The sequence below is a fragment of the Pedobacter riviphilus genome, assembly GCF_014692875.1.
Lineage (GTDB): Bacteria > Bacteroidota > Bacteroidia > Sphingobacteriales > Sphingobacteriaceae > Pedobacter > Pedobacter riviphilus.
Window position 1 is genome coordinate 4,005,373 of the sequence record NZ_CP061171.1, and the last position, 14,297, is coordinate 4,019,669.

Annotated in this window: 25 protein-coding genes; 3 read left to right on the plus strand and 22 right to left on the minus strand. The window is 38.1% G+C overall.

Annotated features, from left to right (window positions below):
• Positions 1 to 3: 3 nt before the first annotated feature.
• The 18 genes from rpsH to H9N25_RS16475 form a co-directional block, all read right to left on the minus strand.
• Positions 4 to 402 (minus strand): 30S ribosomal protein S8, encoded by a 399-nt coding sequence (gene rpsH / locus H9N25_RS16390; protein WP_010599896.1) that lies wholly within the window; start codon positions 400 to 402, stop codon positions 4 to 6.
• A gap of 155 nt (positions 403 to 557) precedes the next feature.
• On the minus strand, positions 558 to 827 hold the full coding sequence (rpsN, locus tag H9N25_RS16395; RefSeq protein ID WP_025145214.1) for a 30S ribosomal protein S14: 270 nt from the start codon (positions 825 to 827) through the stop codon (positions 558 to 560).
• Entirely contained in the window at positions 827 to 1,393 is a 567-nt protein-coding gene (gene rplE, locus H9N25_RS16400; RefSeq protein WP_086547740.1) for a 50S ribosomal protein L5, read from the minus strand. Before rplE ends, rpsN begins: the two co-directional genes overlap by 1 nt.
• Positions 1,390 to 1,731: a 50S ribosomal protein L24 gene (gene rplX / locus H9N25_RS16405; protein ID WP_167297002.1), complete on the minus strand. Its 342-nt coding sequence runs from the start codon at positions 1,729 to 1,731 to the stop codon at positions 1,390 to 1,392. The genes rplE and rplX overlap by 4 nt, the downstream gene beginning before the upstream one ends.
• A gap of 1 nt (position 1,732) precedes the next feature.
• Positions 1,733 to 2,101 (minus strand): 50S ribosomal protein L14, encoded by a 369-nt coding sequence (gene rplN, locus H9N25_RS16410; protein WP_010599900.1) that lies wholly within the window; start codon positions 2,099 to 2,101, stop codon positions 1,733 to 1,735.
• Between the two features lies 1 nt (position 2,102).
• Complete coding sequence (gene rpsQ / locus H9N25_RS16415) at positions 2,103 to 2,357, minus strand: 30S ribosomal protein S17 (RefSeq protein ID WP_010599901.1); 255 nt, start codon at positions 2,355 to 2,357, stop codon at positions 2,103 to 2,105.
• Between the two features lie 13 nt (positions 2,358 to 2,370).
• Positions 2,371 to 2,583, minus strand: a complete 213-nt coding sequence (rpmC, locus tag H9N25_RS16420; RefSeq protein WP_029278652.1) for a 50S ribosomal protein L29 — start codon at positions 2,581 to 2,583, stop codon at positions 2,371 to 2,373.
• A gap of 73 nt (positions 2,584 to 2,656) precedes the next feature.
• Positions 2,657 to 3,079 (minus strand): 50S ribosomal protein L16, encoded by a 423-nt coding sequence (gene rplP / locus H9N25_RS16425; RefSeq protein WP_010599903.1) that lies wholly within the window; start codon positions 3,077 to 3,079, stop codon positions 2,657 to 2,659.
• Positions 3,080 to 3,119: 40 nt separating this feature from the next.
• A complete protein-coding gene (gene rpsC / locus H9N25_RS16430) occupies positions 3,120 to 3,965 on the minus strand; it encodes a 30S ribosomal protein S3 (RefSeq protein ID WP_167297003.1) in 846 nt (281 codons plus the stop codon).
• Positions 3,966 to 3,972: 7 nt separating this feature from the next.
• Positions 3,973 to 4,332, minus strand: a complete 360-nt coding sequence (gene rplV, locus H9N25_RS16435; protein ID WP_167297004.1) for a 50S ribosomal protein L22 — start codon at positions 4,330 to 4,332, stop codon at positions 3,973 to 3,975.
• Between the two features lie 7 nt (positions 4,333 to 4,339).
• Positions 4,340 to 4,606 (minus strand): 30S ribosomal protein S19, encoded by a 267-nt coding sequence (rpsS, locus tag H9N25_RS16440; RefSeq protein ID WP_010599906.1) that lies wholly within the window; start codon positions 4,604 to 4,606, stop codon positions 4,340 to 4,342.
• On the minus strand, positions 4,606 to 5,430 hold the full coding sequence (gene rplB / locus H9N25_RS16445; protein ID WP_167297005.1) for a 50S ribosomal protein L2: 825 nt from the start codon (positions 5,428 to 5,430) through the stop codon (positions 4,606 to 4,608). Before rplB ends, rpsS begins: the two co-directional genes overlap by 1 nt.
• A gap of 20 nt (positions 5,431 to 5,450) precedes the next feature.
• A complete protein-coding gene (gene rplW / locus H9N25_RS16450) occupies positions 5,451 to 5,741 on the minus strand; it encodes a 50S ribosomal protein L23 (protein WP_025145221.1) in 291 nt (96 codons plus the stop codon).
• A gap of 1 nt (position 5,742) precedes the next feature.
• A complete protein-coding gene (gene rplD, locus H9N25_RS16455) occupies positions 5,743 to 6,372 on the minus strand; it encodes a 50S ribosomal protein L4 (protein ID WP_190326577.1) in 630 nt (209 codons plus the stop codon).
• A gap of 4 nt (positions 6,373 to 6,376) precedes the next feature.
• Positions 6,377 to 6,994, minus strand: a complete 618-nt coding sequence (rplC, locus tag H9N25_RS16460; protein ID WP_057932251.1) for a 50S ribosomal protein L3 — start codon at positions 6,992 to 6,994, stop codon at positions 6,377 to 6,379.
• Between the two features lie 172 nt (positions 6,995 to 7,166).
• Complete coding sequence (locus H9N25_RS16465; protein ID WP_167297007.1) at positions 7,167 to 7,562, minus strand: DUF1634 domain-containing protein; 396 nt, start codon at positions 7,560 to 7,562, stop codon at positions 7,167 to 7,169.
• Positions 7,562 to 8,395 (minus strand): sulfite exporter TauE/SafE family protein, encoded by an 834-nt coding sequence (locus H9N25_RS16470; RefSeq protein WP_167297008.1) that lies wholly within the window; start codon positions 8,393 to 8,395, stop codon positions 7,562 to 7,564. The genes H9N25_RS16465 and H9N25_RS16470 overlap by 1 nt, the downstream gene beginning before the upstream one ends.
• A 230-nt stretch (positions 8,396 to 8,625) precedes the next feature.
• Positions 8,626 to 9,777 carry an NAD(P)-binding domain-containing protein gene (locus H9N25_RS16475; RefSeq protein ID WP_223833412.1) on the minus strand — a complete coding sequence of 384 codons (1,152 nt, stop codon included), beginning with the start codon at positions 9,775 to 9,777 and terminating at the stop codon, positions 8,626 to 8,628.
• Positions 9,778 to 9,947: 170 nt separating this feature from the next.
• Here H9N25_RS16475 and H9N25_RS16480 point away from each other — a divergent pair, with 170 nt between their 5' ends.
• Positions 9,948 to 10,559: a hypothetical protein gene (locus H9N25_RS16480; RefSeq protein ID WP_167297010.1), complete on the plus strand. Its 612-nt coding sequence runs from the start codon at positions 9,948 to 9,950 to the stop codon at positions 10,557 to 10,559.
• Positions 10,560 to 10,834: 275 nt separating this feature from the next.
• Here H9N25_RS16480 and dgt read toward each other — a convergent pair whose 3' ends face one another.
• Positions 10,835 to 12,178, minus strand: a complete 1,344-nt coding sequence (dgt, locus tag H9N25_RS16485; protein ID WP_190326578.1) for a dGTP triphosphohydrolase — start codon at positions 12,176 to 12,178, stop codon at positions 10,835 to 10,837.
• 143 nt (positions 12,179 to 12,321) lie between these two features.
• Here dgt and H9N25_RS16490 point away from each other — a divergent pair, with 143 nt between their 5' ends.
• Both H9N25_RS16490 and H9N25_RS16495 read left to right on the plus strand, forming a co-directional pair.
• On the plus strand, positions 12,322 to 12,684 hold the full coding sequence (locus H9N25_RS16490) for a hypothetical protein (protein WP_190326579.1): 363 nt from the start codon (positions 12,322 to 12,324) through the stop codon (positions 12,682 to 12,684).
• A 10-nt stretch (positions 12,685 to 12,694) separates the two neighbouring features.
• A complete protein-coding gene (locus H9N25_RS16495; RefSeq protein ID WP_167297013.1) occupies positions 12,695 to 12,889 on the plus strand; it encodes a YtxH domain-containing protein in 195 nt (64 codons plus the stop codon).
• A 271-nt stretch (positions 12,890 to 13,160) separates the two neighbouring features.
• Here the strand turns inward: H9N25_RS16495 and H9N25_RS16500 are convergent, their stop codons facing one another.
• The 3 genes from H9N25_RS16500 to rpsJ form a co-directional block, all read right to left on the minus strand.
• Entirely contained in the window at positions 13,161 to 13,436 is a 276-nt protein-coding gene (locus tag H9N25_RS16500; RefSeq protein ID WP_190326580.1) for a hypothetical protein, read from the minus strand.
• A 125-nt stretch (positions 13,437 to 13,561) separates the two neighbouring features.
• On the minus strand, positions 13,562 to 13,807 hold the full coding sequence (locus tag H9N25_RS16505) for a hypothetical protein (protein ID WP_190326581.1): 246 nt from the start codon (positions 13,805 to 13,807) through the stop codon (positions 13,562 to 13,564).
• Positions 13,808 to 13,907: 100 nt separating this feature from the next.
• Positions 13,908 to 14,213: a 30S ribosomal protein S10 gene (gene rpsJ, locus H9N25_RS16510; RefSeq protein ID WP_008244591.1), complete on the minus strand. Its 306-nt coding sequence runs from the start codon at positions 14,211 to 14,213 to the stop codon at positions 13,908 to 13,910.
• Positions 14,214 to 14,297: the final 84 nt, after the last annotated feature.

The following is a 14,297-nucleotide window of genomic DNA, read 5'->3' on the forward strand; positions in this document are numbered from 1 at the left end:
ATATTAATAAACGTGACACAATACCTCACCACCAATGTTTAATTTGGCTGCTTCTTTATCGGTCATTACACCTTTAGAAGTAGATAAGATTGCGATACCTAAACCGTTTAATACTCTTGGCATATTTTCAACACCAGCATAGTTTCTCAAACCTGGTTTACTTACTCGCACTAATGTACGAATAGCAGGAACTTTAGTAATCGGATTGTATTTCAAAGCAATTTTAATAGTGCCTTGAACTGTAGTATCTTCAAACTTGTAGTTCGCGATGTAACCTTTGTCAAAAAGAACTTTGGTAATTTCTTTTTTAAGGTTTGATGCAGGAATTTCTACAACACGGTGGTTGGCCTTAATGGCATTCCTTACTCTTGTTAAATAATCTGCTATTGGATCTGTATTCATTTTTTATTGTTTTTGATAGTGGTTTCCTTCTGCTACCCAGCTGTGGGACCTGCTACCGGTTAAAATTCTTTTTTTTAGTATATAGACATAAGTATCAAGTATCAAGACCATATTTTGTCTCGATACTTGATACTCTAGTACTTAATACTTTGATATTACCAAGATGCTTTTTTAACACCTGGTATTTTACCGTCTAGTGCCATCTGGCGGAACGTTACCCTTGAAATACCAAAGGTACGCATATATCCACGAGGGCGACCAGTTAATTTACAACGGTTGTGTAAACGTACCGGAGATGAGTTTTTAGGTAATTTATCTAAACCCTCGAAATCTCCTGCAGCTTTTAATACTGCACGTTTTTCAGCGTATCTAGCTACCAATTTTTGGCGCTTAACTTCGCGTGCTTTTACACCTTCTTTTGCCATTATTCTGCTGTTTTTTGATTTTTAAATGGTAATCCGAATTGTTTCAATAACTCAAGAGCCTCAACGTCAGATTTTGCCGAAGTTACGAAAGTTATATCCATACCTAAAATTTTATTGATTTTATCGATATTAATCTCAGGGAAGATGATTTGCTCAGTAACACCTAATGTATAGTTACCTTTTCCATCAAATCCTTTATCATTAATACCTTTGAAATCGCGGATACGAGGCAAAGCTACAGAGATCAAACGATCTAAGAACTCGTACATGTTGTTATCGCGTAATGTAACACGTACGCCTACTGGCATACCTTTACGTAATTTAAAGTTAGAGATATCTTTCTTTGAATTAGCCGGAACCGCCTGCTGACCAGTAATAGTAGTCAACTCAACGATAGTGGTATCCATAATTTTCTTATCAGTAACAGAAAAACGACCAACACCCTGATTGATACAGATTTTTTCCAATTTAGGAACCTGCATTACAGTTTTGTACTGAAATTTTTCTTTTAGTGCATTTACAACTTCTTCTTTGTATTTGCTTTTTAATCTAGGTGTAGCCATTATTTAATCTCCTCTCCTGAAATTTTAGCAACTCTAACTAATTTACCATCTGCGTTAAGTTTACGACCTACGCGGGTAGCTTTACCAGATTTTGGATCAACCAACATCAAGTTAGAAATGTGAAGAGCAGCTTCTTTTTTAATAATACCACCGTTTGGATTAGCAGCATTTGGTTTAGTATGTTTAGATACTAAGTTAATGCCTTCCACAATGGCTCTGTTTTTATCTGTAAGTACTGAAAGTACTTTTCCTTGTTGACCTTTTGAATCGCCAGCAATGACTTTAACTAAATCTCCTGTGCGGATTTTAAGTTTTGATGGTGTATTTACTTTGTTTCCCATTTTATAATACCTCCGGTGCTAATGATACAATTTTCATGAATTGTTTTTCACGTAGTTCTCTCGCAACCGGGCCAAAGATACGTGTACCTCTTGGCTCATCCTGTGCGTTCAATAATACAGCAGCATTATCGTCAAAACGGATATAAGAACCATCTTTACGACGGATTTCTTTTTTAGTTCTTACAACAACTGCTTTAGAAACTGTACCTTTTTTAATGTTACCTGAAGGTAACGCGCTTTTTACGGTAACAACTACTTTATCACCAATTGAAGCATAACGTTTGCCGGTTCCACCTAGCACGCGAATTACCAATACTTCTTTTGCGCCGCTGTTATCAGCAACGTTTAATCTCGATTCCTGTTGTACCATCTTATTTAGCTCTTTCTAAAATTTGTACCAATCTCCAGTTCTTGTTTTTACTCAAAGGACGAGTTTCCATAATCAACACTGTATCACCGATACCGCATTCGTTTTTCTCGTCGTGAGCCATAAATTTGGTAGTTTTCTTTACGAACTTACCATAAATCGGGTGTTTTACTTTACGTTCCACGCTCACTACAACAGATTTATCCATCTTGTTGCTTACCACTAACCCGGTTCTTGTTTTTCTTAATTGTCTTTCCATGTCGACTCTCAAATTATTTAGTTTCAGTAGCTGACTCAGTGTTTTTCACTTTAGTCAACGCAGTGTTTAAACGGGCTATGTCTTTCCTTACTTTTGCAATGCGTGAAGGATTTTCGATAGCTGAAATAGTGTGAGCGAACTTCAATTTTGATAAGTTCTCTTTTTCTTCCGCAATCTTAGCTACTAATTCTTCTTTTGAAAGCCCTGTGATTTCTGAATTTTTCATTTTTCTTTTTCTTTTACGTTGAGTGTAGCGGTTATAATAAACAAGTATTTACAACATTCACCTCAACACTTTACTATGCTTCTACGTAATCTCTACGTACTACGAATTTGGTTTGGATCGGTAATTTCTGAGCTGCTAAACGCAATGCTTCTTTAGCAACTTCTAAAGGCACACCTTCAGCTTCGAAAATTACGCGTCCTGGTCTTACAACTGCTACCCAATATTCAGGAGCACCTTTACCTTTACCCATACGTACCTCAGCAGGTTTTTTAGTTACCGGTTTGTCCGGGAAGATCCTGATCCATACTTGGCCTTCACGTTTCATGAAACGAGTTACGGCAATACGGGCAGCCTCTATCTGACGACTTGTGATCCAAGTAGCTTCTAGAGATTTGATACCGAAAGATCCGAATGCTAACTCAGCTCCACGAGAAGCTAAACCCTTCATTCTGCCTTTTTGCATCTTCCTGAACTTCGTTCTTTTTGGCTGTAACATTTTATTTTGTTCTAATCGTTAAACGATGTTAATAAATCAATTATTTACGAGGACCTCTGTTAGCGCCTGCGCCACCACCTCTGTTTGCACCACCTTGGCCTGGACCACGACCGCCGCCTTGGTTCCCACCACGTCTGTCGTTACCACCGCCACGGTTATCTCTTCCGCCACCACGGTTATCTCTTCCACCGAAAGCTGGTTTATCTGACTGGCCTTTTGGACCGTTGTTTGCTGCACCAATGTTTGGAGACAAATCACGTTTTCCATAAACCTCACCTTTACAGATCCAAACTTTAACACCTATTTTACCATAAGTAGTTAAGGCTTCAGCTAAAGCGTAGTCGATATCAGCACGGAATGTATGCAAAGGCACTCTTCCTTCTTTGTACTGCTCGGTACGTGCCATCTCAGCACCACCTAAACGACCAGAAGTCATGATTTTGATACCTTCAGCACCCATACGCATGGTTGATGCGATAGAAGATTTCATTGCTCTACGGAATGAGATCCTTGCTTCTAATTGTTTTGCAACACCTTCTGCAACTAATTGTGCATCAAGTTCTGGGCGTTTAATTTCGAAGATGTTAATTTGAATTTCCTTTTTAGTCAATTTCTTTAACTCTTCTTTGATTTTATCAACCTCAGCACCTGCTTTACCGATTACGATACCTGGACGAGCTGTGTGGATAGTTACAGTGATACGTTTTAAAGTACGCTCAATAACCACTTTTGCAACACCGCCTTTTGCGATACGGGCAGAAAGGTATTTTCTTATTTTCTCATCTTCAACTAATTTATCGGAGTAGTTGTTGCCACCGAACCAGTTAGAATCCCATCCTTTGATAATTCCTAACCTGGCACCTATTGGATTTGCTTTTTGTCCCATTTCCTAATTAGTTTTGAGTTTCTGTGTTTTTACTATCTACAATCAGCGTTACGTGGTTAGAACGTTTACGAATTCTATATCCACGGCCTTGAGGAGCTGGACGTAAGCGTTTTAACTGACGGCCACCATCAACCATAACTGTTTTTACAAAAAGTTGGTTTTCTTCAGGGCGGGCACCTTCATTTTTAGATTCCCAGTTTTTGATAGCAGATAATAATAATTTCTCAACTCTTATTGCTGCTTCTTTATTGGTAAACTTTAAAATGCTTAATGCTTTTTCTACACGTTCACCTCTGATAAGATCTACAACCAAACGCATCTTACGCGGTGAGGTTGGACAATTGTTTAATTTTGCTATTGCTTCCATTGTCTAATTATTTTTTCTTTTCAGCGTGTCCTCTGAATGTTCTGGTTGGAGCAAATTCTCCCAACTTGTGACCAACCATGTTTTCTGTAACGTACACAGGGATAAATTTATTTCCGTTGTGTACAGCAAATGTATGATTCACGAAATCTGGTGATATCATTGATCTGCGAGACCAAGTTTTGATTACAGACTTTTTGCCTGAATCATTCATAGAGTTTACTTTTTTCTCTACGTTATGGTCAATATAAGGTCCTTTTTTTATCGAACGAGCCATTATTTCTTCCTTCTCTCTATGATGTAACGATTAGAATATTTTTTAAGTTCTCTGGTTTTGTAGCCTTTAGCTAAAACGCCATTTCTTGAACGTGGGTGACCACCTGATGATCTACCTTCACCACCACCCATTGGGTGATCTACTGGGTTCATCGCTACCGGTCTAGTTCTCGGACGACGGCCCAACCAACGTTTACGACCTGCTTTACCTAATACTTCGTTTGCGTGATCTGAGTTAGATACAGCACCGATAGTAGCAAGACAAGTAGTCAAGATTAAACGGGTTTCGCCTGAAGGCATTTTTAAAGTAGCATATTTACCATCGCGGGCAGCTAATTGTGCGTAAGCACCTGCACTACGAGCTAATTGTGCTCCTTTTCCAGGGTGAATCTCCACGTTGTGGATGATAGAACCTAATGGAATGTTCGATAATTTTAAAGTGTTACCTACTTCTGGTGTTGCTTTGTCGCCCGATAATAATACCGAACCAACTTGCAATCCTTCAGGAGCGATGATATAACGCTTCTCGCCATCTGCATAATGTAATAATGCGATGCGGGCAGTACGGTTTGGATCGTATTCAACAGTAGCTACTGTTGCAGGAATATCAAATTTATCGCGTTTGAAGTCGATTAAACGATATGATTTTTTGTGACCACCGCCCATGTAGCGCATAGTCATTTTTCCTGTGTTGTTACGTCCACCAGACTTTTTTGATGATACAACCAATGATTTTTCGGGCTTGGTTGCTGTAATCTCCGTAAAACTAGCACCAACTCTGAAGCGGGTACCTGGAGTAACTGGTTTAAATTTTCTTAAGCCCATAGTTATAATGAATTATTAAATTAAAGGGTTGCGTAATAATCTATTGTTTCGCCGTCTTTTAACGTTACGATTGCTTTTTTGTATTTCGGGCTACGGCCTGATACAAAACCTGCTTTAGTGTAACGAGATTTAGCTTTTCCATCAACAACCATAGTGTTAACTGCAACGATGGTTACACCGTACAATTTCTCAATAGCTGCTTTGATCTGGATTTTGTTAGCCTTGTGGTTAACGCTAAACGTGAAACGGTTAGATTTCTCAGTTAAAGCTGAAGCTTTTTCGGTTAATATTGGTTTTTTTAAAATTTCCATATTATTTGGCAAACGCCTCCTCCAAAGTTTTAACAGAATCAGCAGTTAACACAAGTACACCAGCGTTTAATACATCATAAGTATTTAAATCTGCTGCCGAGATTACTTTAGTTTTCTGAACGTTTCTGCTTGATAAATAGATATTATTATTTTGTGCAGGTAAAACCAATAAAGTTTTTTGAGTATCTACTTTTAAAGCAGCCAATAAACTTGTATAGTTTTTAGTTTTAATTGTATCGAAGCTGAAATCTTCTAAAACTACCACGTTGTTATCTTTTGCTTTATAAGCTAAAGCTGATTTACGTGCTAATGATTTTAATTTCTTGTTCAATTTAAAACTGTAATCACGTGGCTGAGGACCGAAAACACGACCACCACCGTTAAATAACGGAGATTTAATGCTACCAGCACGGGCACCACCTGTACCTTTTTGTTTGTATAGTTTGCGAGTTGAACCAGCAATCTCATTACGTTGTTTAGATTTGTGAGTACCTTGACGTTGGTTAGCCAAATACTGTTTAACATCTAAATAAATCGCGTGGTCGTTAGGCTCGATACCAAATACCGATTCAGGAAGTTGCACCTTGGCACCTGTTTCTTTACCTGAAATGTTTAATACTTTAACTTCCATCTGATTATTTGTCTAAGATTACGTAAGAACCTTTAGCTCCTGGAATGGAACCACTAACTACTAATAAGTTTTGCTCAGCATAAACTTTCAAAACCTGTAAGTTCTGAATTTTTACCCTGTCTCCACCTGTTCTTCCAGCCATGCGCATTCCTTTGAATACACGTGAAGGGAATGATGATGCTCCCAATGAACCTGGAGCACGTAAACGGTTATGCTGACCGTGAGTCTGCATACCAACACCGGCAAATCCGTGGCGTTTTACAACACCTTGAAAACCTTTACCTTTTGAGGTACCTACAACATCAACAAAATCGCCTTCTGCGAATGCGTCAACGGTTACTACATCACCTAAATTAAGTGAAGTTGTAAACGAATCGAATTCTACCAGCTTGCGTTTCGGAGTTGTGTTTGCTTTCGCGAAATGGCCTTTTAACGGTTGAGTTGTGTTTTTCTCTTTTTTCTCATCGTAACCCAATTGGATTGATGAATACCCGTCTTTTTCTTCGGTCTTTACTTGTGTAACTACACAAGGCCCAGCCTCGATTACCGTACAAGGAATGTTTCTTCCTTCGGCATCAAAGATACTGGTCATTCCTACTTTTTTTCCAATAATTCCTGACATTTTATCTTTTCTTTTTAACACCCATCGAAGCAGTAGGGCTTCGTTCAAGGTGGTTGTACATCCCCCGAAAGGGACGGCAAAGATAGACAAGAATTATTAATTTTCAAATAGTTAGCAAAATATTTTTTCAAATAAATTGCTGATATGATGGGATTTAACTAGAAAAGAGATGTTAATGTGCCAATCCGCCATTTAAACTGATGGTTATAATGGCCAAAATGATAAATCCGATCAGTACATACAGGTAATCGCGTTCGATTAAAAAGCTAAAAATAGCGAAAACAATACGGGCAATTGGGGTAAAAATAAGCATCAGGATTCCAAACTGTACAATTGCGTCGCCCTGAAAGCTTAATACTCCCTTAAATATAGCCACTATGGAAGAAAACTTGCTCAGCTCAGGTTTAAAAACTTTATAGTCGGTAATGGCGCCATTATTATGGATCAGGAAAATGACACCTCCTAATAATACAATACTCATCGAAATAACTACCCCCGCACGCAATAGCGTGCCCAGAATTACCTGGATATCCTTATCGTTTAGGTTTTCTTTTCCTGTTGTATCCATTATAACCCACTTACTCCTTTATATATCATCTGTAGTGCCAAAAAAGCAACTACAATAGCAAATACAATTTTAAGTTTATCGGTTTTGGCTCTTAACAAAATTTTCGAGCCAACTGTTGCCCCTGTTAAAACACCGATACAAACCGGCATGGCAATGCCAGGATCGATCTGCCCACGGTGCAAATAAACCACTGCACTGGCCGCTGCCGTAACACCCATCATAAAATTACTGGTTGTGGTTGATACCTTAAAGGGCAAACGCATAATATTATCCATCGCAATTACCTTTAGTGCTCCACTCCCAATGCCCAGCAATCCAGACAGTGTTCCGGCAAATAACATCATCAAGAAGCCACCTGGCACGTGTTTCACCGCATATGGATGATCTACACCTTTATCAGGATAAGATCCGTTCAGCTTAAAAAAATTGGCCCATTTATCGGTATTATCTAAAGTTGTATGATCCACCTTTTTCTTTAAAGTCATGATGGCTGAAAAGATTAAAATACAGCCAAACAGAATAGCAATATAGTTGGCATTTAGATAAACAGCTATAACAGCACCACACACCGCTCCTATTGTAGTAGCGATTTCCAGGAACATCCCAATGCGGATATTAGTAATGCCTTCTTTCACGTATGCAGCTGCAGAACCAGAAGAAGTAGCAATAACAGAAACAATAGATGCCCCTATGGCATAGTGGATATCAACCCCTAAAGCCAGCGTAAGTAATGGAATAATAATTACCCCTCCACCTAAACCAGTGAGCGAGCCCAATAATCCGGCTAAAAAAGCACCTAATAAAACGATAATGGTAAACAGCAATACCGACATGCGGGCAAATATACTGCACTCTTTTTGGCTAAACGAAGAATTTAGGGAATAAAATAAAGTCTATATATAAAGGGGATAAAATAGAATTTTGAGATAAAATAACCGTCACCCTGAATTTATGTTAATCTATTTTCCTAACCGCTTAATCATCTCCGCACTCAAATCCCTCCCATCATTCAGCCTATTGGCGAAAAATGATTTGGCAGCTTCGAAATGTTCTTTGTACCCTTTTAAATCCCATATCCGATAATAGAAGCCCATTCGTGCACAGCAGTATGAAATTCTAAATCATCTCCACGGATAGATTTATCATACAAAGCAGTATTAATCGACTCTTCTAACATCGCTTCGTTTTTGAAAAGGTATTCAGCAATACCCAACCTCAGTTTAAAAGGTGGCGTTTGGCAGATCAGGTTATCGTAAGGGTTTACGCCCATTTTATACCAGGCATATACCATACTCAGCAAACTTAAATGCGAATTTGGTTTCTGTTTATGGCTGGCGTCTGATAGGCTGAATTCTTTCATGATGTTATCGTCCAATAACAAAAGCGCACGGCTCTCATGGAAAACAAAATCACGTGCCGCATAGATCTTTTCTCTAAACACCGCCTCATTTTCGCAGATCATCAGCTTAAACAGTTCAGATTCTGCCTGGGCGTAATATTTTACCTGTTTCTGTGCATAAGGATTTAAAATGGCCAAACCGGCATAAATGTGCGATTTGTAACTAAAAATCCGCAGTGTGGTCAAAATTTTCACATTATCGATTCCACCCGCATAAGCAGGATTATCCCAGGGGAAGAAACCTGCATTTTTCCAAGCAGAACCCATGCTTTCGAAACCCATGTGCGTTACCGCCTGCGTATCGGCCACAATACGGTCATGCTCTCTGTAATCGTCCATTTCAATAATGTTCGATTTTAAAGATTTATAAATTTCTAAAGCTTTGGCATATACACCATCGGTAGCACGGTGACGCACCACCACCAGCGTTTGTCCCTCCGGACTAAATGCCGGACCATGTAAAGAATGGCAGGTTACAATCTGGGTATCCTCCGGGAGGTGTTTTTCGAAAGCAGCAATTTCAGGATGTTTAACCGAGGTTTGCCCGGCAACTATTGCACCGTATTTAGTAGAGCGTGCAAAAGTAGCCACCACTTCATCAATTTTTTCGGCTTCAACACAATAGATAATAAAGTCTGATTTACGGGCAACCTCATGACCATCGATTAAGACTTCGATTCCTTTAGGTTCCAGCTCATTTTTTAAATCTGTAAAACGTAAGGGCATATCTGCCCCACATACCTTATAACCAGCGTTTACAAAAGATAGTGCATACAATTTGCCCATATCTCCTAAACCAATAATTCCTATTTGCATGAAACAAATGTAACCTATCGCAAATAAATTTATAATAAAACTTAGATAAAATTGTTATTTAGAATGTTAAACCGAAACAATTTTATCGATTTGCCAAAACCTTAAACAAATTTACTAATTGGGAAATAGATAAAAATGTAGTTTTACATTCTAACACCTATATTTAAACTATGCAGAAAATTAAACACACCCTATTGTTTTTAGGCGCTATGCTATTTTTGAACGTTGCGTTTGGGCAAACTTTGCCTGATACCACAAAAAATACTGATCCGTCTCTAAATGGCCAGTATCAATTCATGTTAAAGAAATCTAAAAGCTTCAACGGCGCAAGGCTGATTAACCCAAACCGATTATCATCTTTATGGAAAAGTGTTAACGATACGCTAAGAAAGGAACGCAAGCAATTACAGGAAGCGAGGCAGGAAATTAAAGCACAGGCTGGTAATATTTTGAGTTTAAAAGGTGAAGTAACCGGAAAAGAAAGCTCGCTGGCCAATGCTACTGCTTCAGTTAATGAAATTAAATTTTTAGGTATCGCCTTTGATAAAGGAACCTACAACACCATTGTATGGTCGATAATTATTGTGCTGGCCATTGGTTTAGCTTTTATTATTTTCCAATCTGGCAAATTAAGGCACGAGGCCAAGTACCGTACAGAACTTTACCAGGAAGTGGCCGATGAATTTCAGGCACACAAAGTAAAGGCAAAAGACAAAGAAATGAAACTTGCACGTGAGCTGCAGGATGAACGTAATAAATGGGATGATGGTCGGGGAAGATAACCTAAACCGAACAAAAAAAAATAAATTAAATCCAGTTATTTTTAAGTAAAGCAGGGCTTGTGGTACTTCGGTTCCACCGGCCCCGCCATTCGCTACAATCTTTTTGTGCCTGTCTTCCTGAGTTTATCAAAGGGGCAACAAAAAGGATTTTCGCTACTGTCGGGTTTATTTCACTCATAGTAGCAACATTTCACCACATAAACTCAAAGCGAGATGCCAATCCCTTCAATTAGTAGAAGTGCGAGCGGGTTTGTTTTTACCTAAAAACTACAGCTTTAGGTTTCTGAAGGAAAAGATATTCCCTTAATATTGCGGTACAAATCTACAGCATAAAGGTCTGTCATGCCCGAAACAAAATCCAATACACTCTGTATAATAGAATAAATATCGGTTAAATCGGTATGGTACTGTTTAGGAATAAGCTTAACCAGTTTCTTGTAATAGTGTGTATTGTTATGAATAAGTGCAGGAACAAACTCTTCTAATAAACCGGCCATAATTTTGTAACCAGCTACCTCTTTCTGTATAACCGACGAGAAATTGTAGATACGCTCCACTGAGATTTTTTCTACGGCTTTCCAGGCTGAGATATAGGGTTCGGGCAGTAAATCGGTTAAACTTTGATTAAGCTCCCCTTTCAATAATTTTTCTTGTTCTCTAAAAAATATGGCTGCACATTGATTTGTTAAGGTGTTAATCGCTTTGGCCCTAAGCAGGCCAATTTTGGCATCATCGTCTTCATAATCGTGCTTTAAGCGATCTTCTATGGTGGTAGAATTGGCAAAGGGCAACAGATAACGCTTTACTTCTTCGTATGAAAGTATCTTTAAGCGGTGTGCATCTTCCAAATCAATGATGCTGTAACAGATATCATCAGCAGCTTCTACCAGATAAACCAAAGGATGGCGTTTATAAATGAGGTATTCGCCGTCTTCTTTCTCCAAATGAAGTTCGGAGGCGATCTTTTGAAAAGTTTCTGCTTCCGACTGAAAGAAACCGTATTTTTTACGGTGCAGCAACCCCTTTTGTTTACCTGCAATTGAGGCGCAGGGATATTTTGCAATCGACGCCAGCGTAGAATAAGTTAAGGCATAGGCATCGTTGCCTTTTCCTTTTAAAGGATGCGTAAGAATCCGGATGGCATTTGCGTTACCTTCAAAATTAACTAAATCTTGCCACTGCGATTTGTTCATTTCTTTCTGATAAACTTTCCCATCACCATCGGTAAAATAGCGTGAAATAGCTGCTTCACCTGAATGCCCAAAAGCCGGGTTTCCTAAATCGTGCGCCAGCGCAGCGGCAGCCACAATATTACCTACTTCGTTAATTAAAGGAACATCTTTAATCAGTTGTGGTTGTTGCTCTTCTACACTTTTTAAAAAAATATTTGCCATTGAGCGGGCCACACTGGCAACCTCTAAACTATGTGTTAAACGGTTATGGACAAAAACACTTCCAGGCAATGGGAAAACCTGGGTTTTATTCTGCAATCTTCTAAAAGGAGACGAAAAAATCAACCGGTCGTAATCACGCTGAAAATCAGATCGTGCCCGATCTGTACTGGCACCATATTGCTCTTGTCCGTATCTCTTATTCGAAAGTAAATATTTCCACTCCATTTATCCCGTTGGCATTTAAAATTTGGCGCAAGTTAAACAAAACGCGAAAATGGTTAAGCATAAAAATTTAGGTAAATTTTATCATTAAAATTGTGCTTCAAACTATTTCTAACATCATCTGTTTAATTTAAATAGACTATATCATGAAAACGAACATATATAACAAAGAAGAGCATATTGAAGGTTACGTAGGATCAGGTGATGAGCAATCAGAAAAATCTGATGTACAAAAAGCTTACGAAGAAGGTAACAACACCAATGTAGTAACCAGTTATGGCAAAGAACCGAGCGAATTGATTAAGGGAAATCCTTTAGCCAAAGACGGCCTGGATAATTCTGGCACGCAAGGTAAAGATTCGCTTAGTGACGATGCATATAATAGTACTGATAAAAATCCGACCATAAAGAGCGCAGCAAGCCACACAGGAAGTTCATCTGAAGATTTTAAAACGAATATTGGCATTAATGAGGCTGATGAAAACCATGCATTAAATACAGGAATATAAACAGGCAATTATGAGACTATTAAAATATGCTGTTTTAGGGGCAGCAGCCGTATATGGCTTTAAATATGCCACCAAAAAGCGGGCAGCTGATGGAAAATCATTAATTGACGACTTTAAGGAAAAAGTTCCGAGATATGTAGATAAGATTAGAAATTATTCTGAAAAAATAAGACAGGATTATCGGCAAACAAGTGATCTATATTAATAATTAATTTGACACAAAAGACATAAATAATTGACATTTATCAATACATTAATGCCATAGTCCTTGTAAATTGACTATAAGTTCTTGAAATTTGCAGCGCTGTAGGATTCGCGACAAAGATTAAAAAAAAATCAGAGACTAACTATTTAAGGGCATTTGCTACTTGATTAACGCATTTCAGTTGTGGAATCCTAATTAATTTCCATCTACCGGAAAATGCATAAATTTTATAAAGGGATTATTCTATAAGAATAGTCTCTTTATAACTAGACTATAAATCCTTTCCCTTCAAACCTTTCTCCTTATTCTTGTTCCTATTTCCAATATCTTCGTCCTGACTTAAATTCGAATTATTCAAATTTTCATTTACGGCATGTGTCGGATCATTTTCTGTTTTCAATAAATGCGATGCTTCTGGTTCGTCTTTACGCTTAAAATCGGCGCGTTTATGCCCATAAGTAGCCTCTCCATTATCCCATTCTATATCTTCCTCATTGAGATTAATCTCCTCATTAGGATCGACATTTTTATTTTCATTACTTTCCATAGCCATTTTTTTTGTGGACACTTCTATTATAACAACAATTGGTACAATAAAAAGTTTAATCAGACATTAATTGTATACCAACCGGTCTTTTCGTCTCATCTTACCCATCCTGCAGTCAATTGCAGCTATTGTATGCCTTTACTTTGATCAATATGTGTACTACTAGCCAAATCGTTTTTAGTTGATCCATTTTCATCACGATGTTTTGGTGGATTTTCCATTCTGCTTTCTTCCAGTTCAGAAAAATCACCATCTTTTTGATTAGCCACTTCACCATGCGAGGATGGCTTATCTTTCAATCCCGCTATAGGATCGGCAAAATCCTGCCCCTCAATAGGTAATCCTTCTCGTTCCTTTTCTTTACCAGTCATATCAATACAACCAGCCAGCTCAGCTTTTGTTTTGGAATTTGGGATATATAAAAAAAGGCCTCGATTTGCATCAAGGCCTTTTCTGTTCTTTTAAAATCAATTAAACTTTGATTTCAACTTCAACACCACTAGGTAATTCAAGTTTCATTAAAGCATCAACTGTTTTAGAATTAGAGCTATAAATATCCAATAAACGTTTGTAAGCGCACAATTGGAATTGCTCTCTAGCTTTTTTGTTTACGTGTGGAGAACGTAAAACAGTAAAGATTTTTTTCTCTGTAGGAAGTGGAATCGGACCACTTACCACTGCACCCGTAGGTTTAACAGTTTTTACGATTTTCTCAGCAGATTTATCTACCAAGTTGTAATCGTAAGATTTTAATTTAATTCTGATTCTTTGGCTCATCTTATTTTTAATTATGGTTTCCTGTTAGAGCTATTAACAACAGAAACCGGATTTATCATTTTTAGAAGCAAGTATTTAATAGCA